This is a genomic window from Pseudomonas sp. CFBP 13711, assembly GCF_014842265.1.
In the GTDB taxonomy this organism is placed as follows: domain Bacteria; phylum Pseudomonadota; class Gammaproteobacteria; order Pseudomonadales; family Pseudomonadaceae; genus Aquipseudomonas.
Genome location: NZ_JACYVI010000002.1, coordinates 116,873 through 138,358, shown reverse-complemented (window position 1 = coordinate 138,358; position 21,486 = coordinate 116,873). Strand labels below are relative to the sequence as shown.

Annotated in this window: 25 protein-coding genes; 18 read left to right on the top strand and 7 right to left on the bottom strand. The window is 59.6% G+C overall.

The genetic code is table 11. The features are described from left to right. Window positions 1–183: 183 nt before the first annotated feature. Complete coding sequence (locus IFT47_RS05585) at window positions 184–453, bottom strand: hypothetical protein (RefSeq protein ID WP_192172285.1); 270 nt, start codon at window positions 451–453, stop codon at window positions 184–186. Window positions 454–536: 83 nt separating this feature from the next. Further along, window positions 537–761 (bottom strand): DUF6555 family protein, encoded by a 225-nt coding sequence (locus tag IFT47_RS05580; protein WP_192171998.1) that lies wholly within the window; start codon window positions 759–761, stop codon window positions 537–539. Window positions 762–1,243: 482 nt separating this feature from the next. Between IFT47_RS05580 and IFT47_RS05575 the strand changes: the two genes are divergently transcribed. Beyond that, window positions 1,244–1,573, top strand: coding sequence for a hypothetical protein (locus IFT47_RS05575; RefSeq protein WP_192171997.1), 330 nt, complete (start codon window positions 1,244–1,246; stop codon window positions 1,571–1,573). Window positions 1,574–1,665: 92 nt separating this feature from the next. Here IFT47_RS05575 and IFT47_RS05570 read toward each other — a convergent pair whose 3' ends face one another. Then, window positions 1,666–2,715: an endonuclease/exonuclease/phosphatase family protein gene (locus IFT47_RS05570; RefSeq protein WP_192171996.1), complete on the bottom strand. Its 1,050-nt coding sequence runs from the start codon at window positions 2,713–2,715 to the stop codon at window positions 1,666–1,668. 172 nt (window positions 2,716–2,887) lie between these two features. Then, window positions 2,888–3,088, bottom strand: a complete 201-nt coding sequence (locus IFT47_RS05565) for a DUF1654 domain-containing protein (protein ID WP_074887522.1) — start codon at window positions 3,086–3,088, stop codon at window positions 2,888–2,890. A gap of 270 nt (window positions 3,089–3,358) precedes the next feature. Between IFT47_RS05565 and IFT47_RS05560 the strand changes: the two genes are divergently transcribed. Together IFT47_RS05560 and IFT47_RS05555 are read left to right on the top strand one after the other, a co-directional pair. Continuing rightward, window positions 3,359–3,583 carry a YgdI/YgdR family lipoprotein gene (locus IFT47_RS05560; protein WP_192171995.1) on the top strand — a complete coding sequence of 75 codons (225 nt, stop codon included), beginning with the start codon at window positions 3,359–3,361 and terminating at the stop codon, window positions 3,581–3,583. A 139-nt stretch (window positions 3,584–3,722) separates the two neighbouring features. After that, window positions 3,723–6,338: a PAS domain-containing protein gene (locus tag IFT47_RS05555; RefSeq protein ID WP_192171994.1), complete on the top strand. Its 2,616-nt coding sequence runs from the start codon at window positions 3,723–3,725 to the stop codon at window positions 6,336–6,338. Between the two features lie 69 nt (window positions 6,339–6,407). Here the strand turns inward: IFT47_RS05555 and IFT47_RS05550 are convergent, their stop codons facing one another. Continuing rightward, window positions 6,408–7,079 (bottom strand): lipopolysaccharide kinase InaA family protein, encoded by a 672-nt coding sequence (locus IFT47_RS05550; RefSeq protein WP_192171993.1) that lies wholly within the window; start codon window positions 7,077–7,079, stop codon window positions 6,408–6,410. A 371-nt stretch (window positions 7,080–7,450) separates the two neighbouring features. Here IFT47_RS05550 and IFT47_RS05545 point away from each other — a divergent pair, with 371 nt between their 5' ends. From IFT47_RS05545 to IFT47_RS05500, 10 genes are all read left to right on the top strand, one after another. Then, window positions 7,451–7,714 (top strand): DUF1652 domain-containing protein, encoded by a 264-nt coding sequence (locus IFT47_RS05545; RefSeq protein ID WP_192171992.1) that lies wholly within the window; start codon window positions 7,451–7,453, stop codon window positions 7,712–7,714. Window positions 7,715–7,978: 264 nt separating this feature from the next. Further along, on the top strand, window positions 7,979–8,938 hold the full coding sequence (locus IFT47_RS05540) for a sugar ABC transporter substrate-binding protein (protein ID WP_192171991.1): 960 nt from the start codon (window positions 7,979–7,981) through the stop codon (window positions 8,936–8,938). A gap of 91 nt (window positions 8,939–9,029) precedes the next feature. Beyond that, the gene (locus IFT47_RS05535; protein WP_192171990.1) at window positions 9,030–10,580 is read left to right on the top strand and encodes a sugar ABC transporter ATP-binding protein; all 1,551 of its coding nucleotides are present in this window, start codon (window positions 9,030–9,032) and stop codon (window positions 10,578–10,580) included. Continuing rightward, on the top strand, window positions 10,580–11,575 hold the full coding sequence (locus tag IFT47_RS05530) for an ABC transporter permease (RefSeq protein WP_407073218.1): 996 nt from the start codon (window positions 10,580–10,582) through the stop codon (window positions 11,573–11,575). The genes IFT47_RS05535 and IFT47_RS05530 overlap by 1 nt, the downstream gene beginning before the upstream one ends. Window position 11,576: 1 nt before the next feature. Further along, the gene (locus IFT47_RS05525; RefSeq protein WP_192171989.1) at window positions 11,577–12,599 is read left to right on the top strand and encodes a LacI family DNA-binding transcriptional regulator; all 1,023 of its coding nucleotides are present in this window, start codon (window positions 11,577–11,579) and stop codon (window positions 12,597–12,599) included. Window positions 12,600–12,646: 47 nt separating this feature from the next. Continuing rightward, a complete protein-coding gene (gene rbsK, locus IFT47_RS05520) occupies window positions 12,647–13,579 on the top strand; it encodes a ribokinase (protein ID WP_192171988.1) in 933 nt (310 codons plus the stop codon). Then, window positions 13,576–13,980, top strand: coding sequence for a D-ribose pyranase (gene rbsD, locus IFT47_RS05515; RefSeq protein ID WP_192171987.1), 405 nt, complete (start codon window positions 13,576–13,578; stop codon window positions 13,978–13,980). Before rbsK ends, rbsD begins: the two co-directional genes overlap by 4 nt. A gap of 42 nt (window positions 13,981–14,022) precedes the next feature. Continuing rightward, entirely contained in the window at window positions 14,023–15,051 is a 1,029-nt protein-coding gene (locus IFT47_RS05510) for a nucleoside hydrolase (protein WP_192171986.1), read from the top strand. A 63-nt stretch (window positions 15,052–15,114) separates the two neighbouring features. After that, a complete protein-coding gene (locus IFT47_RS05505; protein WP_192171985.1) occupies window positions 15,115–15,420 on the top strand; it encodes a hypothetical protein in 306 nt (101 codons plus the stop codon). Window positions 15,421–15,612: 192 nt separating this feature from the next. After that, a complete protein-coding gene (locus tag IFT47_RS05500) occupies window positions 15,613–15,951 on the top strand; it encodes an I78 family peptidase inhibitor (RefSeq protein WP_192171984.1) in 339 nt (112 codons plus the stop codon). Between the two features lie 71 nt (window positions 15,952–16,022). Here the strand turns inward: IFT47_RS05500 and IFT47_RS05495 are convergent, their stop codons facing one another. Together IFT47_RS05495 and IFT47_RS05490 are read right to left on the bottom strand one after the other, a co-directional pair. Continuing rightward, complete coding sequence (locus IFT47_RS05495; RefSeq protein ID WP_065991529.1) at window positions 16,023–16,235, bottom strand: cold-shock protein; 213 nt, start codon at window positions 16,233–16,235, stop codon at window positions 16,023–16,025. 297 nt (window positions 16,236–16,532) lie between these two features. Continuing rightward, window positions 16,533–16,847, bottom strand: a complete 315-nt coding sequence (locus IFT47_RS05490) for a hypothetical protein (RefSeq protein ID WP_133771120.1) — start codon at window positions 16,845–16,847, stop codon at window positions 16,533–16,535. Between the two features lie 389 nt (window positions 16,848–17,236). Between IFT47_RS05490 and thrS the strand changes: the two genes are divergently transcribed. From thrS to pheS, 5 genes are all read left to right on the top strand, one after another. Continuing rightward, complete coding sequence (gene thrS, locus IFT47_RS05485) at window positions 17,237–19,159, top strand: threonine--tRNA ligase (protein WP_192171983.1); 1,923 nt, start codon at window positions 17,237–17,239, stop codon at window positions 19,157–19,159. Continuing rightward, window positions 19,159–19,710, top strand: a complete 552-nt coding sequence (gene infC, locus IFT47_RS05480; RefSeq protein WP_172613086.1) for a translation initiation factor IF-3 — start codon at window positions 19,159–19,161, stop codon at window positions 19,708–19,710. The genes thrS and infC overlap by 1 nt, the downstream gene beginning before the upstream one ends. A 60-nt stretch (window positions 19,711–19,770) precedes the next feature. Then, window positions 19,771–19,965: a 50S ribosomal protein L35 gene (gene rpmI / locus IFT47_RS05475; RefSeq protein ID WP_003442181.1), complete on the top strand. Its 195-nt coding sequence runs from the start codon at window positions 19,771–19,773 to the stop codon at window positions 19,963–19,965. Window positions 19,966–19,993: 28 nt separating this feature from the next. Beyond that, on the top strand, window positions 19,994–20,350 hold the full coding sequence (gene rplT / locus IFT47_RS05470) for a 50S ribosomal protein L20 (RefSeq protein ID WP_007905879.1): 357 nt from the start codon (window positions 19,994–19,996) through the stop codon (window positions 20,348–20,350). Between the two features lie 104 nt (window positions 20,351–20,454). After that, window positions 20,455–21,471 carry a phenylalanine--tRNA ligase subunit alpha gene (gene pheS, locus IFT47_RS05465; protein ID WP_192171982.1) on the top strand — a complete coding sequence of 339 codons (1,017 nt, stop codon included), beginning with the start codon at window positions 20,455–20,457 and terminating at the stop codon, window positions 21,469–21,471. The last annotated feature ends 15 nt before the right edge of the window (window positions 21,472–21,486 follow it).

The following is a 21,486-nucleotide window of genomic DNA, read 5'->3' as shown; positions in this document are numbered from 1 at the left end:
CATGAAGTCACAATAGCGAGCGTGACGAAAACGGGACTGAGCTTGTAGGCTCCTTCTCGTTCCCCTGTGGTGCTGCTTCCTGGCAGGCTTTGGATGATCAGTGCAGGTAGCACCAGGGGAGAACACCACTTATCGGACACAAAAAAACCGGCCTTGGCCGGTTTTTTGTTGCCTGCTTAAACCTTAATGTCTGGATGGCTCAGCTTCCAGCTGCCTGGCAGCCACGACTCCGGAAGAACTGAGTTTAACGGGGTACTTCAACGTGCGATCCCCTTCAGCAGGGCGATTAACGCACCCGTCGTGAATCAATCCGGCCTCCTGCAAATGCTCAAGGGTGTCTGCAACCGCATTCTCACCTCGGTAGTTGTCCAGAACTTCCTTGCCCAGGCCTGCCGGGTGGGCATGTAGCAACCGGGTCAGGACTTCCTGCTTCAGTGCGTTATCGATGGTCATGTTTACCTCGCTTTGCTGGTGTGATGAGCGCTGCTTGTAAATTCCGACCGCATGAATCCGGGTTTGTTTGCAGTTTTCCTCGATCAGGTACGTTTCCATTGCACCTGCGTGACGCCCAGGCCTTCGGCGTAAAGCAGCGCGCGTTTCACCGGCCCCGCGCAGATGTGGCCCTCGACGGCGCCCACCCCTGCGTGCAAGGTCGCAAAATGCAGCGCGTCACTTTCGCAGAGATGATTGCCTTGATGATTGAAGTGCCGCGGCTCACCTTGAAACCGGTAATGAATTTCAAAATCCTTATAGTCATTCATGGTGCTGGCCTGTAGGGGCGTGCGTTAACGCCGGCTGAATGAGGGGGGGCTTGCTTCATGTACCTGACAGCCTGCACGTCGACTGCATCGGCATTGCTGTCACTTCATTTCGAGATCGATACAGGCTGATCAACTCTCGGTGGCCTTGGACCGTAATGCATCTCTACCTGAGACGGGCCATCCGCAATCGGGTTGCGAAGCGGCCGACCGGCGCAGAATTGCATACCTTCATGAGGGTTTAACATCGCCGGCCGATGGGCGGCCATGTGCCATATCGATATGAATATTCGCCATACATCCAGACGCGTTGACTAGGGATAACAGGGCGTTTTCGAGGGGATGCCGGGGATCAAACCCGCCCGCGAAGGTGAATGCTGGAGGGGTCGAAAATGTTTTGTGCGGAAAAGGCAAATTGATGGCCCGCTCCGGCCGGCTTTTCTGAAAAAATCCTTTTTTATCAATTGATTCCGGGATGAACCTGTATGCGCAGTGTGGGCTTGGCGGTAGTGGCGGTTTTTCTGGCAGCGGTGTCCGTGACCGCGCACGCCAAAGACCTCAGCAAGAACGATCTGCAGGTCTGCAAATGGGGAGCAGGTGTTGCGGGGGCGGCGCAGCAGTCAAAGCTCTCTGGCACCACCCTCTACAGCGCGCGCAAGAAACTGCAGAGCCGTAAGTTCGCCAAACCGTGGATGAGCAAGATGGCGCTGGGCATCACGGAACAGACCTACAAAAGCCCATCGAAGCTGAAACCTGCCGCGGTGAAGCAAACTTACTACGAGGGCTGCATCCAGCACGACCTGGCGCGTAAATAACTGGGGGGTTATTCGGCGTTGGGCAGCCAATCAAGTCGCCTTTCACGGCGTGGCAGGCGACTTGAGCAGGGATCGGCGCGCGCCGCTGCGGATCAATGGCAGTTGCCGGCCAAATGATAATGCTGCGCTTCGGCAGCCGCCGGGCTGTTGAACTCCACCCGGTTTTTCTCGGCAATCGCGTTGTACGAAGGGCAGTCCGGACGGTGGTACACCATGGTCTTCTTGTTGCCGCGAATCGCCAGCGTCAGGTTTGCCGGGTTCCCGCCGCCACTCGCAGCAGGCTTCATCGGATTGCTTGCAGTGGGCGGTGCCTTGGCGGTCACGGCAGACGCCCCGGCAGCTCCGTTGCCACCGCTCAAATTGGCGCTGAGGAAAATCGGTGCGTGGTCGGACACGCTGTCACGGCCCTTGGCGTGGGTCACGCCGAGGAATGTCGGGTAATCGAACACCTCGACCTTGTTCACCCGGATCGCCGACTGCTTGCTGATAAAGATGTTGTCGTAGAGGTTGGCGAATTTGCCGTCCTTCGTCGACAGCGTGCTCGCGCCATCAAGTACCAGCGGCCTGGCGCTGCTGTCGAGCTTGTCCCACGCGGGCGAGTTGGGCGGGGTGTTGAAGTCGCCCATCAACATGATCTGGTTGTTGCCCGGGTAGGTTTCCTGCAGCCAGGTCCAGTAATTGGACAGCGCGACGATTTCCGAAGCGCGGTCCGCCTGGTTCTTGCCATACAGGATGTGCACGGTGGCCACGACAAAGGTCTTGCCGTCCTTGAGCGAGCGGAACTGCGCAGAGTAGGGCTCGCGTTCGAAGGTGTCGCTGCGGTCCAGGTAGCTCACGGCGCCGTCTTCATAGGCAACGGCATCATCCCGCCAGACGAATCCGTACATTTCCTTGTAGGAAGAGCGGCCCACGGCATGGGACGCCATTGAGCTCCAGTGCTTGCCGGTTTGCCGGGTCAGCTCCTTGGCCAGCGCCTCCAGCGCGTCTTCGCTCATCAGCTCCTGAACCGCGAGAAAGTCCACCTTCTGCGCGACTTTGGCGATGCCCTGAAAGTCCTTGTTCGGGCGCACGCTCAGGTGCTCCAGGTTCCAGGTGCCAATGTTGACGTCAGCGGATGCGGTTTGCAGGAAAGTGAAAGACAAAAGCAGAGCGACACAAAATCTGAGCATGTTTATCCAACTGGGTTATTCATCGAGGGAGATTGATTCGGGGTGAAGCGGTGACGAGTCGATGGCCGTGAGCTGTGCGCCTGCGGCCATCACTGTCGTAGCGGGGATGTCTGGCCATGACCTCGGCCTCAAGGACGCCGGCAGGTCAATCTTCCTTGGGCACGGTCCAGAAAATCTGCACGCCGCCGTCGTCCCGCCAGGCCAGGGTCACGTTGTCGTTCTCGTCGATCTCTTCCAGCAACTGTTTCCAGTCGTCTTCGAGTTCGTCCGCAAGCCGGAAAATCAGCGCCGCGCGGGCTTTCTGTGCGCTCTGCGAGTTGATGATTTTCTGAACCCGCACGGCCATGCGCTCGTAGTGCCCTGGCGATGCTGCGGTTGATGCGTTGGTGTCAGACACGACGTGACCCTCCTGTTCGCTGTATGCGCATACAGTATTTGAGTGTCGGACGTTTCGCAACAGCGGATCGGACAAAAACCTCCTCCGACCCAAGTCGCTGATTTTTCGGTTGATTGTCCGGGATCGCGAACCAAAGTCGATGGCGCTGATCTGATCTGCTAGATGACGATTCAGCGTTCGAGCGCATGACGCTTGAGCCCTACACACCAGGAGGCTTTTATGAAGATTCAATCATTGCTGATGCCGGTCGCGTTCGCCTGTTGTGCAGCGTTGTCGGGTTGCTCTACTTCGACCGTGGTCACCTTGCAGAACGGCACGCAGTACGTGACTAAGGATGCGCCGAAGACCAAGAGCAAAGACGGCTTTTATGAGTTCGAGGACATCTCCGGCAAAACCATCCGCGTGCGCGCTGACGAGGTAGCCACCGTCAAAGAAGAGGACTGAGCCACTCCAGGGCCCGGCTGGCATGGCCGCCGGGCCCGCGCTGTATGCAAACTCGTCCCGATCTGAATGGAACGTCCTCGCATTGCCGTCGCTCTAAGCGAGGCTTTCTGCTCACGATATTTCCTCTCAGGCCCTAATTATGGATACCCCACCCAACACCGGGTTCAGCGCAGCACCCCTGCGTTTCCTTGCCAACGGCGGTGCGGTCGGTGATCTGCTTCAGTCCCCATTGATGGACGGCTCGCCCCTCGGCGCTCCCTCCGACTGGCCGGACAGTCTGAAGGCCCTCATGGGTACGATTCTCCCTGTGCAGGCGCAGATTGTGCTCTTTTGGGGACCTGAATTCGTGGCGCTCTACAACGACGCCTATGCGCCGAGCATCGGCGAGAAACATCCCCGTGCCCTTGGCCGGCCTGCGGTCGAGAACTGGCGCGAGTTGTGGGACGACCTCGAGCCGCTGCTGCGCGGCGTGCGTGAAACCGGGAAAACCTTTGCTGCCAAGGACCGTGCTTTTTATATCGAACGCCACGGCTACGGCGAAACCGTTTACTTTGACGTCTCCTATTCTGCGGTACACCAGGGCGACGGGGCCGTGGGCGGCGTGCTCTGCGTTGTGACCGAAACCACCGAGCGCGTGCATTTCGAACGTCGTCAGGCGCTGCTGCTTGAGGTGGGGCAGGCCTTGCCTTCCATTCGCGACCCCGAGCAGATCGAAGCGGACGTCATCCGGCGTATCGGGCGCGAGCTGGGCGCCACCCGAGTCCACCTCGCGGAGGCTGACGAGCAGGGCGACTTCGTCATTCGCCGTGAATACCGGCAGGGTGACGTGACGACCCGATCAGGGCTGATCGCCGTCAGCGATGACAGCTGTACTGCGTTGCGCCAGGGCTTTACCGTGCAAGCGGCGATTAAGGCTGACGCCGTTCTGGCTGACCCTCACGGCGTTGCTCTTCAGCAAGACCGTACAACGAGTCTGGCCGTGCATGTGCCGTTGATGCGCCATGACGTCCTGGCCGGCGTGTTCACTGTTGAGTTCGACGGGCAACGGGTCTGCAGCCCCCATGACATTCACATCATCGAAGAAACAGCCAAGCTGGGCTGGCAATGGATCAACCACACGCGGGCTGAATCGGCGCTGCACGCCAGTTCCGCGCAACTGGCCGGGATGTTCGAGCAGGCAGGCGCCGGGATTGCGCTGTGTGATCACCGAGGCGTGTTTCAGCAGGTCAATGATCGCTACTGCGACATCATGGGGCTGCAGCGCCGGGCCATCGACGGCCGCTCAATCCTCGATCTACAGAACGACCTCGCACCTGACACGCAGTCGATGTTCCATGAGAACTTCCTGACCGCCGAAGCGCCCTTCGAGCTGACTCAGCACCATGTGCGCGCCAATGGCTCCGTCGTATGGGTGCAGACCCACGTGACGCCGCTGCTCGACGCGCAACAACACCTCAGCGGCTTGCTGTTTGTTTGCGTTGACATCACCGCGCGTGTGGGTGCCGAACATCAACTGATCGAGCTCAACGAAAGCCTCGAACAGCGCGTCGCGACCATGGTGGCCGAGCGCGAGGCGGCCATTTCGCTGCTGCACGAGTCGCGCAAGATCGAGATGGTCGGTCAGCTCGGCGGCGGCATCGCCCATGACTTCAATAACCTGCTGACGCCGATCATGACCTCGCTGGAGTTGCTGCGGCGCCAGCCGGTCAGCAATGACCGCTCCCATCGCTTGATCGATGCCGCACTGCAGGCCGCAGATCGCGCGAGAATTCTGGTCGGCCGCTTGCTGACCTTCGCTCGCAGGCAGACGCTCAAGCCTCAGGTGGTGGCGCTGGACAGCCTGGTCAACGACATGCGTGACCTTATCCAGCGCTCGCTGGGTCCGACCATCGAAGTAATCGTCGAGATTCCCGCAGATCTGCCCAACATACTCATCGACCCCCATCAGCTTGAACTGGGCGTGCTCAATCTCGCGGTCAATGCCCGGGACGCGATCGCCGAACGCGGCTACCTGAAAATCAGCGCGCGTCCCGAGGTGATTGCCGACAGTCCGGGGTTGGGCCCGGCGCCGGCGCAGGGTTGCTACGTCAGGCTGACAGTGTCGGATAACGGCAGCGGCATGACCGAGGAAGTGCTGCAACGCTGCGTCGAGCCGTTCTACTCAACCAAAGGCGTCGGCAAGGGCACCGGTCTTGGATTGTCGATGGTGCAGGGGCTGGCCCTGCAATCGGGCGGTGGTTTTGATGTTCAGTCGGCGCCGGGTCTCGGCACGCGCGTTGACATCTGGCTGCCCGTGTCGAGCGCGGATGTGCTGACACCGGCAGAAGGCGAGGGCGACTCGGCGCCCGCCGCGGATCACCCTTTTCACGTGCTGGTGGTGGATGATGAGGAACTGGTCCGCTACACCGTTGCGCTGCAACTGCGTGACCTGGGCTACCGGGTGACCGAAGCGGCGTCGCCGTCCGCTGCCGAGCAGATGGTCAGCGCCGGGTTGCGGCCGGACGTGCTGATCACCGATCAGTTGATGGCCGAAAAAAGCGGTACCCAGCTCGCCTTGAGTCTGCGCGAAGTCCTGCCTGCGCTGCCTGTGTTGGTCGTCACGGGGTACACCAGCGATTCGTCGACGCAGATTGCCGGTTTCGAGATGCTGGCCAAGCCCTTCAGCCGCGCTGACATTGCGTCGAAAGTGGCGCAGGTGATCAACGACCGGAAAGCACCGGCATTGATCAGCGAGCAGGCCGGTCACGCCTCTTGATGGGGTGAGCCCTTCACGCCGTACCCTTCATGCCAGGTGCTGCAACGGCATGAAGAGTGGCTGCTTCGCCTAAACGGCTCGGCCGATGGCCTGTTCGTAGCACGACAGGAAATACTGCCACTGGGATTCGTCCCAGAATGAGTGCCTTCTAAGCTGCGGAATGTCGTGACGCGCCGCGCCCAGGGTGGTGATCCGGCCGTGGGATTTTTCCAGATCCAGCAGCGCTAGCTCAAAATCAAAACGCGTCTCGGTGACCGTCGCCTTGATGAAGATGTGCTTGGAGCGCATGCAGCCATGCTGCCACTTGCCCAGGTGCATCTTTGCCAGGGTCTCGGCCAGGCGCTTGAAGAGTCGCTGATGTTGCTCGACGCTCAAGGTGCTGGCACCGCCCTGGGCATACCAGGTATCAAGATCGATGAAACCGCCCAGATCCTTGGTCACCAGAACGCCTTGCCATACACCCGCAACCTTGCGTGCGCCATAAAAAACAGGTCGTGGTGCGTTGACGCCCAGTTCCTCGAGTTTTGTCAGCGCAATGCCCTCACGCAGTGCAGTCGGGCGACCTGTCGGGTAACGGAAGCTGCGAAACAGGTGGCCCGTCTGGCGTTTCACGTAAAGCGTCTTGCCGTCATGCACAACGCGTTGCACACCGCTGGTGCCGTTGCGGCGCACGTTTGGTGGCTCGACCCAAGGCCCCGACGTGCCCCACCAGAACTCAAACTCGTTGTTTGCCCGACCCATCATGCGCTCCGAATACTTTAGAAATCTTGCTTGTGCAGCGACTGCCGTGTTGCAGTGCGAGCCCCTCTGGCCGTCGCGGGCCAGATTAGTTCACTGCCGCTCAAGGATATTGGCGAATGGCCATTTTGAAGGCGCCCAGCTTACTGGCTTGACGCGTTCATTAACCAGTCAAACCCGCGGCATTTACGCCATCCAGCAGGTCGTATACGCAGCGTTTGTCTGATTACGAGGCCAGGCAATCCCGTTGAATGACCCTTGGGACGTGTCCCTCGTGAGCCAAGTCATGCCCGTTCGTCCCATTCCTGTGAAACTCGCGGAATTGATGGAACCTGGCGACATCCACCGTGCATAACTAAATAAGGAAATTTGCCATGATCTCTACACTTGAACTCTGCCATATCGTCGAATCAGGTTTTCTGCCTGCCAAGTGCAAATGCACCATCGATGCCAACGACCAAATAATGGTGCAGATTTTTGACCGCGAGCGGGGCCACGCCGATCTCTTGGCCGGGGGTATTCCGGTCAGCTCGCTCAACTCCAGCCGCGCCATCGCCAACCTCATAGCCACGCTCAAAGAAGACTTGAAGCTCCACTCAGCCAGCCGACGTACGACCGCCTATCAGGAACGCGCGTAATTCCTCAGTAAGGCTCACGACAACCGAGGCACGATTCACCCTTCCTTTCTATCCTCCGATTCAGGGTGCAGGCCGCCAGCGCTGCAACGGTGATCGGAGGAGCAGGGCAACACACGGCCCGCCTCTTTTCACCGCTTTGCACAGTTGACAAATCCTTGAACGGTTCCCATAGTTTCGCTCACGCAAACGTTTGCGATTTCGTCGATGCCTCCCCCGACGCGTAAACGCTGCCGATAACAACAATCATAATGTCGGAGTGATTCCATGAAGCTGCCCTTCGCTGCACGCCTTCTTGCTGTTGCCATGCTCACCGCTTCCGCTGCAACCCTGCCTCTCTCATCCGCCTTTGCCGACGACGCTAAAAAGCCGACCGTCGCGCTGGTGATGAAATCCCTCGCCAACGAATTCTTCCTGACCATGGAAGACGGCGCCAAGGTCTATCAAAAAGAACATTCCGCTGACTTTGACCTGATTTCCAACGGCATCAAGAACGAGTCCGACACGGCCGCGCAGATCGACATCGTCAACCAGATGATCGTCAAGAAAGTCGACGCGCTGGTCATCGCCCCGGCCGATTCCAAGGCCTTGGCGTCGGTCCTGAAGAAGGCCATGGACGCGGGCATCAAAGTCGTCAACATCGACAACCAGCTTGACGCCGACGTGCTGAAAAGCAAGGGCATGGAAGTGCCGTTCGTAGGCCCGAACAACCGCAAGGGCGCCAAGCTGGTGGGTGACTACCTGGCCAAGCAACTGACGGCAGGTGATGAAGTCGGGATCATCGAAGGCGTTCCGACCACCACCAACGCGCAGCAACGCACCGCGGGTTTCAAGGACGCGATGGACGCTGCGCAGATGAAAATCGTTTCCACGCAGTCGGGTAACTGGGAAATCGACAAGGGCAACGCTGTTGCGTCCGCCATGCTCAACGAATACCCGAACCTGAAAGCGCTGCTGGCCGGCAACGACAGCATGGCGCTGGGCGCTGTCTCGGCAGTACGTGCGGCAGGCAAGGCGGGCAAGGTTCAGGTGGTCGGCTACGACAACATCAATGCCATCAAGCCGATGCTGAAAGACGGCCGCATTCTGGCCACCGCTGACCAGTTCGCGGCGCGTCAGGCCGTGTTCGGTATCGACACCGCCCTGAAGATGGTCAAGGGCGAGAAGCTCGAGATCACCAACGGCGTGATCGAAACCCCGGTCGAGCTGGTAACCAAGCCGCAGTAAGCCGGCCTGGTTGCTCAGTCAACACATTCCAAACCCGCAGTTGTCCAAATATGTACCGCCTGCCCGTGAGGGCAGGTGCGTGGAGATCGTTATGTCAGCGTCTGCTCAGGCCGCTGTTCTATCTGTCAGTGGTATTGGCAAAACCTACGCCCAACCTGTACTCGGTGACATCGACCTGACGCTGATGCGCGGGGAAGTGCTGGCCTTGACCGGGGAAAACGGCGCCGGCAAAAGCACGCTGTCGAAAATCATCGGCGGGCTGGTCACACCGACCACCGGCCAGATGCAGTTTCAGGGGCACCCCTACCAGCCTGGCAGTCGCACCCAGGCCGAAAAGCTCGGCGTGCGCATGGTCATGCAAGAACTCAATCTGCTGCCGACGCTTTCGGTGGCGGAAAACCTGTTTCTCGACAACCTGCCCAGCCGCGCCGGTTTCATCAATCGCCGCAAGCTGCGCGAAGATGCGATCAAGGCCATGGCCCAGGTCGGCCTTGAGGCCATTGACCCGGACACGCTGGTCAGCGAACTGGGCATTGGCCATCAACAGATGGTCGAAATCGCCCGCAACCTGATTGGCGACTGCCATGTGTTGATCCTCGACGAGCCAACGGCGATGCTCACGGCGCGCGAGGTGGAAATGCTCTTCGAGCAGATCACGCGTCTTCAGGACCGTGGCGTTTCCATCATCTACATCTCTCACCGCCTGGAAGAACTCGCCCGCGTTGCCCAGCGCATCGCCGTGCTGCGTGACGGCAAGCTGGTCTGCGTCGACTTCATGGCCAATTACAACAGCGAGCAACTGGTCACGCTGATGGTGGGCCGTGAACTGGGCGAGAAGATTGATCTGGGCGAGCGCAAGATCGGCGCGGTGGCGCTGTCGGTCAGAGGCTTGAGCCGCACCGACAAGGTCCGCGACGTTTCCTTCGATGTCCGGGCCGGTGAAATTTTCGGCATATCCGGGCTGATCGGCGCCGGACGTACCGAGTTGCTGCGGCTGATCTACGGCGCGGACGTGGCCGACAGCGGCAGCATCGAAGTCGGCAGCCCGCTGCGCAGCGTGCAGATCAAGTCGCCGGTGGACGCCGTGGGTCATGGCATTGCCTTGATCACCGAAGACCGCAAGGGCGAGGGGTTGCTGCTGTCGCAATCGATCAGCGCCAACATTGCACTGGGCAACATGGAAGCCATTTCCAGTGCCGGCGTGGTCAACGGCAACTCGGAGATCGCTCTGGCTCAGCGTCAGGTGGGCGCCATGCGCATTCGCAGTTCCAGTCCGACGCAACTGGTGTCGGAGCTGTCGGGCGGCAACCAGCAGAAGGTCGTGATCGGCCGCTGGCTGGAGCGCGATTGCCAGGTGATGTTGTTCGACGAGCCCACCCGCGGCATCGACGTCGGCGCCAAGTTCGACATCTACGCGCTGCTGGGTGAACTGACCCGTCAGGGCAGGGCGTTGGTGGTGGTGTCCAGTGATCTGCGCGAGCTGATGCTGATCTGCGACCGCATCGGCGTGCTGTCTGCCGGGCGCCTGATCGACACCTTCGAGCGTGACACCTGGACCCAAGACGAACTGCTTGCCGCTGCCTTCGCGGGCTATCAAAAACGTGACGCGCTGCTGTCTGAAGCCGCGCCCAGGATCGACTGATGAAAACTTCTACTTCTCCTGCCGCGCTGCCGTCTCCGAGCAAGCGCAGCGGCAACTACTTCGGCCTGGGCACTTACCTGGGGCTGGCGGGCGCATTGCTGGCGATGATCGTGTTGTTCTCGTTGCTCAGCGATCATTTCCTGTCGTACGAAACCTTCAGCACTCTGGCCAACCAGATTCCCGACCTGATGGTGCTGGCGGTCGGCATGACCTTCATCCTGATCATCGGTGGCATCGACCTGTCGGTGGGGTCGGTGCTGGCGCTGGCTGCGTCGGCGGTCAGTGTGGCCATGCTCGGCTGGGGCTGGGGCGTGTTTCCGTCGGCGTTGCTGGGCATCGCCTGCGCAACGGCGGCCGGTACCCTGACCGGCTCGATCACCGTGGCGTGGCGCATTCCCTCGTTCATCGTGTCCCTCGGCGTGCTGGAAATGGCCCGCGGCGTGGCGTATCAGCTGACCGACTCGCGCACCGCGTACATAGGCGACTCCTTTGCGTGGCTGTCCAACCCCTTTGCCTTTGGCATCTCGCCGTCGTTCGTCATCGCGCTGATCGTCATCTTCGCCGCCCAGGCCGTGCTGACGCGCACCGTGTTTGGCCGCTACCTGATCGGCATCGGCACCAACGAGGAAGCCGTGCGTCTGGCGGGCATCAATCCCAAGCCCTACAAGATCCTGGTGTTCTCGCTGATGGGCCTGCTGGCGGGCGTTGCCGCGCTGTTCCAGATTTCGCGCCTGGAAGCCGCTGACCCTAACGCCGGTTCCGGGCTCGAACTGCAAGTGATTGCGGCGGTGGTCATCGGCGGCACCAGCCTGATGGGCGGGCGCGGTTCGGTGATCAGCACCTTCTTCGGCGTGCTGATCATCTCGGTCCTGGCTGCAGGGCTGGCGCAGATCGGCGCGACCGAGCCAACCAAACGCATCATCACCGGTGCTGTAATCGTCGTTGCAGTGGTCCTCGACACCTACCGCAGCAATCGCGCGCGGCGGCGCGGCTGACATGGCAACCATCAAGGACGTAGCGGCGATTGCCGGGATTTCCTACACCACGGTGTCCCATGTCCTTAACCGCACCCGACCGGTCAGCGAAGAAGTACGAAAGAAGGTCGAAGCCGCCATCGTGCAGCTGGACTATGTGCCCAGCGCCGTTGCGCGGTCGCTCAAGGCCAAGGCCACGGCGACCATCGGCCTGTTGATTCCCAACGGCATCAACCCGTACTTCGCCGAACTGGCACGGGGCATCGAGGATTACTGCGAGCGCAACGGTTTCTGCGTGATCCTCTGCAACTCCGATGACAACCCCGACAAGCAGCGCAGCTACCTGCGCGTGCTGCTGGAAAAACGCGTCGACGGCCTGATCGTGTCGTCGGTGGGCGGCGGAGACAGCCTCGTCGAGGGCTTGTCCGCAGTACGCACGCCGCTGGTCATCGTCGACCGCGATCTGGATGGCGTAACGGCTGACTTGGTGCGCATCGACCATGAGCTGGGCGCGTATCTGGCGACGTCGCATTTGCTGTCCCTGGGCCACCGGAAAATCGCCTGTATCTGCGGCCCGGCGCAGACCAGCGTGGCGAAGATGCGTCTGGCGGGCTATCACCGGGCGATGCAGGAAGCGTCGGTCGACGTGCCGGAAAGCTGGGTGGTAGAAAGCGATTTCACCGGCCCCAGTGGCTATCTTGCTGCGGTGAAACTGCTGGAGCAGGATCCGCCGACGGCGATTTTTGCGGCCAACGACATGGTCGGCATCGGCGTGTTGCGCGCTGCTGCCGAGCGGAACGTGCGGGTCCCGGCGGACCTATCGGTCATCGGCTTCGACGACATCCAGATGAGCCAATACGTTTACCCGGCCCTGACCACCGTCGGCCAATCCATTCTGCAACTGGGCGAGCGCGCTGCCGAGATGCTGCTGCGGCGGATCTCCTCGCGGGGCGAAACCGCTGTCGAACACCTGGTCGTTGCGCCGAGTATCGTGCTGCGCGAATCCACAGCGCCTCCACCCCAGGTATTTACCGAATTTCGTTAAGCCGAGCGCTCCGCCCGGTCTAGAAAGCGTTCTGAAGAGTAGACGTCATGCAAGCAAAAGTAGTGATAGTGGGCAGCCTGAACATGGACCTGGTGACGCGCGCGCCGCGTTTGCCCCGGGCCGGAGAAACCCTGGCCGGGCAGTCGTTCGTCACCGTGCCGGGCGGCAAGGGCGCCAATCAGGCGGTAGCGGCGGCACGACTGGGCGCCAGTGTCGCCATGATCGGGTGCGTCGGCGATGATGCCTACGGCGAACAGCTTCGCACCGCGCTGCTGGCCGAAGGCATCGATTGCCAGGCAGTGACCCCGGTCTCCTGCGAGTCCACCGGCGTTGCGCTGATCGTCGTCGATGACAGCAGCCAGAACGCTATCGTGATCGTGGCCGGCGGCAACGGCCACGTCACCGCGTCCGTGGTGGACAGCTTCGATGCGTTGTTGTCCGGGGCCGAAGTCATCATCTGCCAGCTTGAAGTGCCGCTCGACACCGTCGGCCACGTGCTCAAGCGCGGCCACGAACTGGGCAAGACCGTCATCCTCAACCCGGCGCCGGCCAGTGGCCCGCTGCCGGCCGAGTGGTTCGCCTGGATCGATTACCTGATCCCGAATGAAAGCGAGGCCACCGCGCTGACCGGTTTGCCCGTCGACAGCACCGCCAGCGCAGACGCCGCTGCATCAGCACTGCTTAAAGCCGGCGTCAGCAAGGTGATCGTGACGCTGGGCGAGCAGGGCGCCTTGTTCGCCAGCGCGTCGCGCTCCGAGCACTTCCCGGCACCCAAAGTGCAGCCCGTTGACACCACGGCGGCAGGCGATACCTTTGTCGGCGGCTTCGCGGCGGCGCTGGCCGATGGCAAATCCGAGTCGGACGCCATTCGCTTCGGTCAGGTCGCAGCGGCGCTGTCCGTGACCCGTTCCGGCGCCCAACCTTCCATTCCGACATTTGCCGAGGTTCAGGCCTCTGCAGCACAAGGGCATTCATCATGAAAAAAAACCCACTGCTCAACATTGCCTTGTCCCGCGCCATCGCGTCTCTCGGCCACGGCGACATCCTGATGATCGTCGACGCGGGCATGCCCGTCCCGGCTGGCGTGGAGCTGATCGATCTGGCCCTGACCCATGGTGTGCCCGATTTTCTCAGCGTGCTGAATGTGGTGCTGACTGAAATGCAGGTCGAGAGTCACGTCCTCGCCGAAGAGATGCTGTCGAAACAACCGCCAGCGTTGGCCACCGTTTCGAGCTTGCAGGCCTCGGGCAGCCTCGGTGAGCAACGCCTGGTGAGTCATGAGGCATTGAAACAGCTCAGCCGCGGCGCTCGGGCTATCATCCGCACCGGCGAATGCCAGCCCTACACCAACATCGCGCTCGTGGCGGGCGTGGTTTTTTAGCGCCGGTTTTTTATTTTCAGCCGTCAGGAACAAGGAGTTCCCATGAATACAACCCGTCATTTTTTCACCGGACTGATCAGGAGTGCCGCGCTGTTGGCCATTTTATCCGCCACGTCGGTGCATGCCGCCGAGAAGCGCGACGTGATCATCGACACCGACCCGGGCGCCGATGACGTCGTCGCACTGCTCCTGGCGCTGGCGTCGCCGCAAGAACTCAACGTCATGGCGATCACCACCGTGGCGGGCAACGTGCGCATCGACAAGACGTCGCGTAATGCCCGGCTGGCTCGGGAATGGGCTGGCCGGGAAGAAGTGCCGGTGTACGCCGGTGCCGGCAAGCCACTGGTGCGCACGCCGATCTACGCCGAGAACATCCACGGCAAGGAAGGACTGCCGGGCGTGGAAGTGCATGAGCCGAAGAAGCCGTTGGCTGAAGGCAATGCCGTGCAGTACCTGGTCGACACCCTGAAGAAAGCTGCGCCCCACAGCATCACCATCGCCATGCTCGGGCCGCAGACCAATCTGGCGCTCGCGCTGAGTCAGGCGCCGGAGATCACCCAGGGCATCAAGGAAGTCGTGGTGATGGGCGGCGCCCACTTCAACGGTGGCAACATCACTCCAGTGGCCGAATTCAATATCTACGCCGACCCCGATGCGGCGAAGGTTGTCCTGGACAGCGGCGTGAAGCTGACCTACGTGCCGCTGGATGTCACCCACAAGATCCTCACCAGCGAAGCGCGCATCGAGCAGATCGACGGTCTGAACAATCAGGCTGGCAAGCTGGTCAGCGGTATCCTCAACGAGTACGTCAAGGCTGATATGGTCCATTACGGCCTGCCCGGCGGGCCGGTACATGATGCGAGCGTGATTGCCTGGCTGATCAAGCCGGAGCTGTTTAGCGGCAGACAGGTCAATCTGGCGATCGATAACCGTGAGGGTGTGACCCACGGCCAGACCATTGCCGACTGGTACGACACCCTCGCTCAGAACAAAAATGTGTTCTGGGTCGAAAACGGCGATGCCCAGGGCTTTTTTGACCTGTTGACTCAGCGCCTTGGTCTTTTGAAGTAAATCTGCAGTGCTGCGCCGCGTGGCATCCCGCTGCGGGGCGCAGAGCAATCAAGGTGCAAAACTGTGTCTATCGACCTCAATAGTCCCGATTCCTTTACCCACGACGCTGTCCGGCAAATGATCGCGGCGGCGCGGGATGGCGTGCACAACCAGCTGCGCGTCGGTCGCGACGGCCGTGCGTGGGTTTCCAGTGACGCGGTGGGCGGCGTCGACATCCGCGGACTGCTGTTTCGTCTGGAGACCTGGGCGGCCGGTTCCGGGTGCGTGGGCCCGGTGGCTGCCAGCGATGCCGTATGGGTGACGCAGATCTACAACGCCCTGCGGGACAACTGGGCCAATCCCACCACCGATTACGTCGACGTCTATTGACTCGCGCCCGCCTGTTTAGCCCGTCCTGCGGGCGTGCCTTAAACGTTTTGTCACGATTGAATGCGCCGGGCAGGCGATGCCTCGGGCAGACTCCTGCGCTGTACTCGACATGCCTTGGCTTGCGCGTGGCGAAACGAAGCCGCTGGACCGCTGTCGCAGAGGTTCTGCTTTAGTTAAACGTTAGGAGGTTGTATGCCCTGGAAATACGCATCATCGGGTCTGGTGCTCGCCGTAGCGCTGCTGGCCGGTTGCAGCAGCACGTCGGAGTCTTCGAGCCAGCCTGAGGAGAGCGTCGCCAGTTCCCCGGCCAGTTCCGCTGATGGTTATGCCCGTTGTGACACGGCAGCGGTGCAGTTCGCTGTCGGCAAGCCGGCGTCAGCGGCATTGCTGGACCAGGCGAAGGCCAAGGCAGGCGCGCAGACCGCCAGAGTGCTCGGGCCCAACGACATCGTGACACTGGAATACCGCTCGGACCGTCTGAACCTGAACACCGATGATTCAGGGAAAGTGAACCGCGTCAATTGCGGTTAACGTCAGCGCATTACGGAACTGCAGGCATAAAAAAACCCCGTCAGTGACGGGGTTTTTTCAGATCGCTGGGATTACTCCGCGCGAACCTGAGCAGCTTGCATGCCCTTTTGGCCTTTCTCAGCCACGAAGGAAACAGTCTGGCCTTCTTTCAAGCTTTTGAAACCGTCGGATTCAATGGCTTTGAAATGTACAAAAAGGTCGTCGCCGCCACCCTGTGGGGTGATGAAGCCGAAGCCTTTTTCATCGTTGAACCATTTTACGGTGCCGGATTGGCGATTAGACATGGTGTATCTCCAGGAACATAATTTTCAGTAGTGCTGTGTTGCTCAGGCCAACTGGGCACACGAGCGCTATCATAGTCGAATTGTGTGAATGCTGGACTTTTTCGATTAGAACTTTGCGTCAGCATCTTCGATATAACGCCCCAAATGGGCCCCGTAGGCCTGTTTAGCCCGGTCGGCGCGTTCAGCGGCGAACCCTTCTTCAACTCCTGAAACCCGCTGAATTCGCGGGCTTCAGGGTGTCGGTCGATAGGTCCTTCTTTACGCCCCGGTCTGGGGCATCAAGGAAATGTAAATTTTTTATTTTTTGCCATTCAGGCAATTTTTGCTCACCGCCGCCTGCAGACGAGAGGTCATATCGGTACTGGGAGGCGTCGTTTTGTCATTGAGCGACGCGATCTCCTTGTCCGAGAAGTTCTGGTTGATTTGTTGAGCGCCGCACTCGCAATGCGCCTTCACTGCACTGGCGTCCATCGATGGATTGCTCTGGGTGGCTGCGGTGGTGCATTCGTTCATGTAGCTGGTCTTGGTTTTCGCATCCATCGCGGCATGAGCGCTGAGGGGCAGTGTCAGGGCAAGCGGGGCGAGAAGGGCGGCAACGCGTAGAAGCTTCATGGTGGATTCCTTTTTGTCGGTGGCCGTCGAGGTGTCAGGCCTTGAACAGGTACTACCGATAATCTGAGGCCCCTGAAGCGCACCAGTTCCGTGGCGCCGCTGCGTCTCGGTTCATTTGCCGATCCCCGTGCAGCGCCCACCACCGTTTAGCTGACCCTGCGGTAACGCTGTGATAGCATGCGCGCCTGCAGATTAGCTCGCATCTCGCGGGGCCCCGTTGCCCTGCTGCAAGTTCTGTCGATTTCGTAAGTTCCAGTCACTCTGGTTCGGTCTTCAGGTTGGCCTTCGGGCTCCTGCCACTGTGAGGCAGGCATACCACCGAATCGCGTACTGGCTCTATCCCACCCACGTGACCTTTGGTAGGGGTCACCACTAGGAGAGGAGGCGCCATGCCAACTATTACTCTTCCCGACGGCAGTCAACGTTCTTTCGATCACCCGGTATCCGTTGCCGAGGTCGCAGCATCCATTGGTGCGGGCCTGGCCAAAGCCACCGTGGCCGGCAAGGTCAACGGTCAACTGGTTGACGCCAGCGACATCATCGATACCGATGCGAGCCTGCAAATCATCACCCCCAAGGATCAGGAAGGCCTGGAGATCATTCGTCACTCATGCGCGCACCTGGTCGGCCATGCCGTCAAGCAGCTCTATCCGACTGCAAAGATGGTGATCGGCCCGGTCATCGATGATGGCTTCTATTACGACATCGCTTATGAGCGTCCTTTCACGCCGGACGACATGGCGGCGATCGAGCAGCGCATGCAGCAGCTGATCGAAAAGTATTACGACGTCATCAAGAAGGTCACGCCGCGCGCGGAAGTGATCGAAGTGTTCACGGCCCGTGGCGAAGACTACAAGCTGCGTCTGGTCGAAGACATGCCGAACGAGCAGGCCATGGGCCTGTACTACCACGAAGAATACGTCGACATGTGCCGCGGTCCGCACGTGCCGAACACCCGTTTTCTGAAGTCATTCAAATTGACCAAGCTGTCCGGTGCGTACTGGCGCGGCGATGCCAAGAACGAGCAGTTGCAGCGCGTTTACGGCACGGCGTGGGCGGACAAGAAGCAGCTGGCGGCTTACATCCAGCGCATCGAAGAAGCCGAAAAACGCGATCACCGCAAGATCGGCAAGCGCCTGGGCCTGTTCCATACCCAGGAAGAAGCGCCGGGCATGGTGTTCTGGCACCCGAACGGCTGGACGCTCTACCAGGTTCTTGAGCAATACATGCGCAAGACCCAGCGCGAAAACGGCTACCTCGAGATCAAGACGCCGCAGGTTGTCGACCGCTCCCTGTGGGAGAAGTCCGGGCACTGGGCGAACTACGCCGAGAACATGTTCACCACCGAGTCGGAAAACCGCGACTACGCCATCAAGCCGATGAATTGCCCGTGCCACGTGCAGGTGTTCAATCAGGGCCTGAAAAGCTACCGCGAGTTGCCGCTGCGTCTGGCCGAATTCGGCGCCTGCCACCGCAACGAACCTTCGGGTGCGCTGCACGGCATCATGCGCGTGCGGGCGTTCACCCAGGATGACGCGCATATCTTCTGCACCGAAGAACAGATGCAGGCTGAATCAGCCGCATTCATCAAGCTGACCATGGCCGTCTACGCCGATTTCGGTTTCAAAGACATCGAAATGAAGCTGTCGACCCGTCCTGAGAAGCGTGTCGGTTCCGATGAATTGTGGGATCGCGCCGAGTCTGCACTGGCTGCAGCCCTTGACAGCGCGGGTCTGCCGTACGATCTGCAACCGGGCGAGGGCGCGTTCTACGGTCCGAAGATCGAATTTTCTCTCAAGGATTGCTTGGGTCGCGTCTGGCAATGCGGTACTCTGCAGCTCGATTTCAACCTGCCGATCCGTCTGGGCGCCGAATTCGTGTCGGAAGACAACGGTCGCAAGCACCCGGTCATGTTGCACCGCGCAATCCTTGGCTCCTTCGAGCGCTTCATCGGAATCCTGATCGAGCATTACGAAGGCGCCTTCCCTGCGTGGCTTGCTCCAACTCAAGCAGTGATCATGAATATCACTGATAAACAGGCTGATTTTGCCCTTGAGGTGGAAAAAACATTGGCGCAAAGCGGATTCCGTGCCAAGTCCGACTTGAGAAATGAAAAGATCGGCTTTAAAATCCGCGAGCATACGTTGCTCAAAATTCCGTATCTCCTGGTGATTGGGGATCGGGAGGTTGAAACACAAACTGTCGCTGTGCGTACACGTGAAGGCGCAGACCTTGGCTCGATGACGGTCGCCCAGTTCTCGGAGTTCCTTGCACAAGCGGTTTCCCGGCGTGGTCGCCAAGATTCGGAGTAATTATTATTAAGCGTGAAATGAGACAAGATAAACGAGCTGCACCGAAAGCCCCGATCAACGAGAATATCTCGGCACGTGAGGTTCGTTTAATTGGGGCTGAGGGTGAGCAGCTTGGGATTGTGTCAATTGAAGACGCGCTTCTTAAGGCTGAAGAGGCCAAACTGGATCTGGTGGAAATTTCCGCCGATGCAGTACCCCCTGTTTGCAAACTGATGGACTACGGCAAATCGATCTTCGAGAAGAAGAAACAGGTTGCTGCCGCCAAGAAAAATCAGAAGCAGATCCAGGTTAAAGAAATCAAGTTTCGTCCAGGGACGGAGGAAGGGGATTACCAGGTAAAACTACGCAACCTGGTACGTTTCCTGAGTGACGGGGACAGGGCCAAGATTTCCTTGAGATTTCGCGGTCGTGAGATGGCCCACCAGGAGCTGGGGATGGAGCTGTTGAAGCGGGTTGAAGCTGACCTGCTCGAATACGGTTCGGTCGAACAGCATCCTAAGATGGAAGGACGCCAGCTGATCATGGTCATCGCCCCGAAAAAGAAGAAATAACCACCAGGGCACGGCAGGCCTTGCGGTTATGTTTATCAACTGAATGCGGAGTATCCGAACATGCCAAAGATGAAGACTAAAAGTGGTGCAGCTAAACGGTTTTTGAAAACCGCGAATGGCATCAAGCACAAGCACGCTTTCAAGAGCCACATCCTGACCAAAATGTCGACAAAGCGTAAGCGTCAATTGCGTGGAAGCAGCTTGCTGCATCCGTCCGACGTGGCAAAAGTCAAGCGCATGCTGCGCCTTTGCTAATTTTGATCAAGAACAGAGGAATTAACTCATGGCTCGTGTAAAGCGTGGCGTCATTGCCCGTAAGCGTCACAAAAAAATTCTGAAACTTGCTAAAGGCTACTACGGCGCGCGTTCACGCGTATTCCGTGTTGCCAAGCAAGCGGTAATCAAGGCTGGCCAATACGCCTACCGTGACCGTCGTCAGAAAAAACGTCAGTTCCGCGCTCTGTGGATCGCTCGTATCAACGCTGGTGCGCGTATCAACGGTCTGTCCTACAGCCGTTTCATCGCTGGCCTGAAAAAAGCGTCGATCGAGATCGACCGCAAGGTTCTGGCTGATCTGGCAGTGAACGAAAAAGCGGCGTTTGCTGCGATTGTCGAGAAAGCTAAAGCCACTTTGGCCTAAGTCCCCGGCAATCACCGGACCCCGCTCGGGGTTCGGTGTTAAACGTCATAAATAGGGGAAGAGCCTTGTAAGCTCTTCCCCTATTTTGTATCTGGAGTCTGTACATGGAAAACCTGGACGCGCTGGTCTCTCAAGCACTTGAGGCTGTGCAAAGCGCCGAAGATATCAATGCCCTGGAGCAAATCCGGGTTCTGTACCTTGGCAAGAAGGGCGAATTGACTCAGGTGATGAAGACCCTGGGGAATCTGCCTGCTGATGAGCGTCCGAAGGTCGGCGCGCTGATCAACGAAGCCAAGGAGCGTGTCACAGAGGTTCTCAATGCGCGCAAGGCGTCGTTCGAGGAGGCCGATCTTGCGGTCAAGCTCGCGGCCGAATCCATTGATGTGACCCTGCCTGGCCGTGGCCAGACCACTGGCGGTCTGCACCCGGTCACCCGCACTCTGGAACGAATCGAGCAGTTCTTCACCCACATCGGCTACGGCATCGCCGAAGGCCCTGAGGTCGAAGACGATTACCACAACTTCGAAGCGCTCAACATCCCAGGCCATCACCCGGCCCGGTCGATGCACGACACTTTCTATTTCAATGCGAACATGCTGCTGCGCACCCATACCTCGCCGGTTCAGGTCCGCACCATGGAATCGCAGAAGCCTCCGATCCGCATCGTCTGCCCGGGCCGTGTGTATCGCAGTGACTCCGATATCACCCATTCCCCGATGTTCCATCAGGTCGAAGGCCTGCTGGTCGACCGCGATATCAACTTCGCCGACCTGAAAGGCACCATCGAGGAATTTCTGCGCGTGTTCTTTGAAAAAGAGCTGGCAGTGCGTTTCCGTCCTTCGTATTTCCCGTTCACCGAGCCTTCGGCTGAAGTCGACATGGAATGCGTGATGTGCAGCGGCAAAGGCTGCCGCGTGTGCAAGCAGACCGGCTGGCTTGAAGTCATGGGCTGCGGCATGGTCCACCCGAACGTGCTGCGCATGTCGGGCATCGATCCGGAAGAATTCCAGGGCTTCGCCTTCGGCATGGGCGTAGAGCGTCTGGCGATGCTGCGTTATGGCGTCAACGACTTGCGCCTGTTCTTCGACAACGACTTGCGGTTCCTCGCGCAATTTCGCTAGGTCGCCCGTAACGAA

Bases quoted from the DNA above. Each gene is read 5' to 3' on its own strand.
- IFT47_RS05585 (WP_192172285.1), bottom strand. From the start codon at position 453: ATGACCATCGATAACGCACTGAAGCAGGAAGTCCTGACCCGGTTGCTA.
- IFT47_RS05580 (WP_192171998.1), bottom strand. From the start codon at position 761: ATGAATGACTATAAGGATTTTGAAATTCATTACCGGTTTCAAGGTGAG.
- IFT47_RS05575 (WP_192171997.1), top strand. From the start codon at position 1,244: ATGCGCAGTGTGGGCTTGGCGGTAGTGGCGGTTTTTCTGGCAGCGGTG.
- IFT47_RS05565 (WP_074887522.1), bottom strand. From the start codon at position 3,088: ATGGCCGTGCGGGTTCAGAAAATCATCAACTCGCAGAGCGCACAGAAA.
- IFT47_RS05560 (WP_192171995.1), top strand. From the start codon at position 3,359: ATGAAGATTCAATCATTGCTGATGCCGGTCGCGTTCGCCTGTTGTGCA.
- IFT47_RS05555 (WP_192171994.1), top strand. From the start codon at position 3,723: ATGGATACCCCACCCAACACCGGGTTCAGCGCAGCACCCCTGCGTTTC.
- IFT47_RS05550 (WP_192171993.1), bottom strand. From the start codon at position 7,079: ATGGGTCGGGCAAACAACGAGTTTGAGTTCTGGTGGGGCACGTCGGGG.
- IFT47_RS05545 (WP_192171992.1), top strand. From the start codon at position 7,451: ATGATCTCTACACTTGAACTCTGCCATATCGTCGAATCAGGTTTTCTG.
- IFT47_RS05540 (WP_192171991.1), top strand. From the start codon at position 7,979: ATGAAGCTGCCCTTCGCTGCACGCCTTCTTGCTGTTGCCATGCTCACC.
- IFT47_RS05535 (WP_192171990.1), top strand. From the start codon at position 9,030: ATGTCAGCGTCTGCTCAGGCCGCTGTTCTATCTGTCAGTGGTATTGGC.
- IFT47_RS05530 (WP_407073218.1), top strand. From the start codon at position 10,580: ATGAAAACTTCTACTTCTCCTGCCGCGCTGCCGTCTCCGAGCAAGCGC.
- IFT47_RS05525 (WP_192171989.1), top strand. From the start codon at position 11,577: ATGGCAACCATCAAGGACGTAGCGGCGATTGCCGGGATTTCCTACACC.
- rbsK (WP_192171988.1), top strand. From the start codon at position 12,647: ATGCAAGCAAAAGTAGTGATAGTGGGCAGCCTGAACATGGACCTGGTG.
- rbsD (WP_192171987.1), top strand. From the start codon at position 13,576: ATGAAAAAAAACCCACTGCTCAACATTGCCTTGTCCCGCGCCATCGCG.
- IFT47_RS05510 (WP_192171986.1), top strand. From the start codon at position 14,023: ATGAATACAACCCGTCATTTTTTCACCGGACTGATCAGGAGTGCCGCG.
- IFT47_RS05500 (WP_192171984.1), top strand. From the start codon at position 15,613: ATGCCCTGGAAATACGCATCATCGGGTCTGGTGCTCGCCGTAGCGCTG.
- IFT47_RS05495 (WP_065991529.1), bottom strand. From the start codon at position 16,235: ATGTCTAATCGCCAATCCGGCACCGTAAAATGGTTCAACGATGAAAAA.
- IFT47_RS05490 (WP_133771120.1), bottom strand. From the start codon at position 16,847: ATGAAGCTTCTACGCGTTGCCGCCCTTCTCGCCCCGCTTGCCCTGACA.
- thrS (WP_192171983.1), top strand. From the start codon at position 17,237: ATGCCAACTATTACTCTTCCCGACGGCAGTCAACGTTCTTTCGATCAC.
- rpmI (WP_003442181.1), top strand. From the start codon at position 19,771: ATGCCAAAGATGAAGACTAAAAGTGGTGCAGCTAAACGGTTTTTGAAA.
- rplT (WP_007905879.1), top strand. From the start codon at position 19,994: ATGGCTCGTGTAAAGCGTGGCGTCATTGCCCGTAAGCGTCACAAAAAA.
- pheS (WP_192171982.1), top strand. From the start codon at position 20,455: ATGGAAAACCTGGACGCGCTGGTCTCTCAAGCACTTGAGGCTGTGCAA.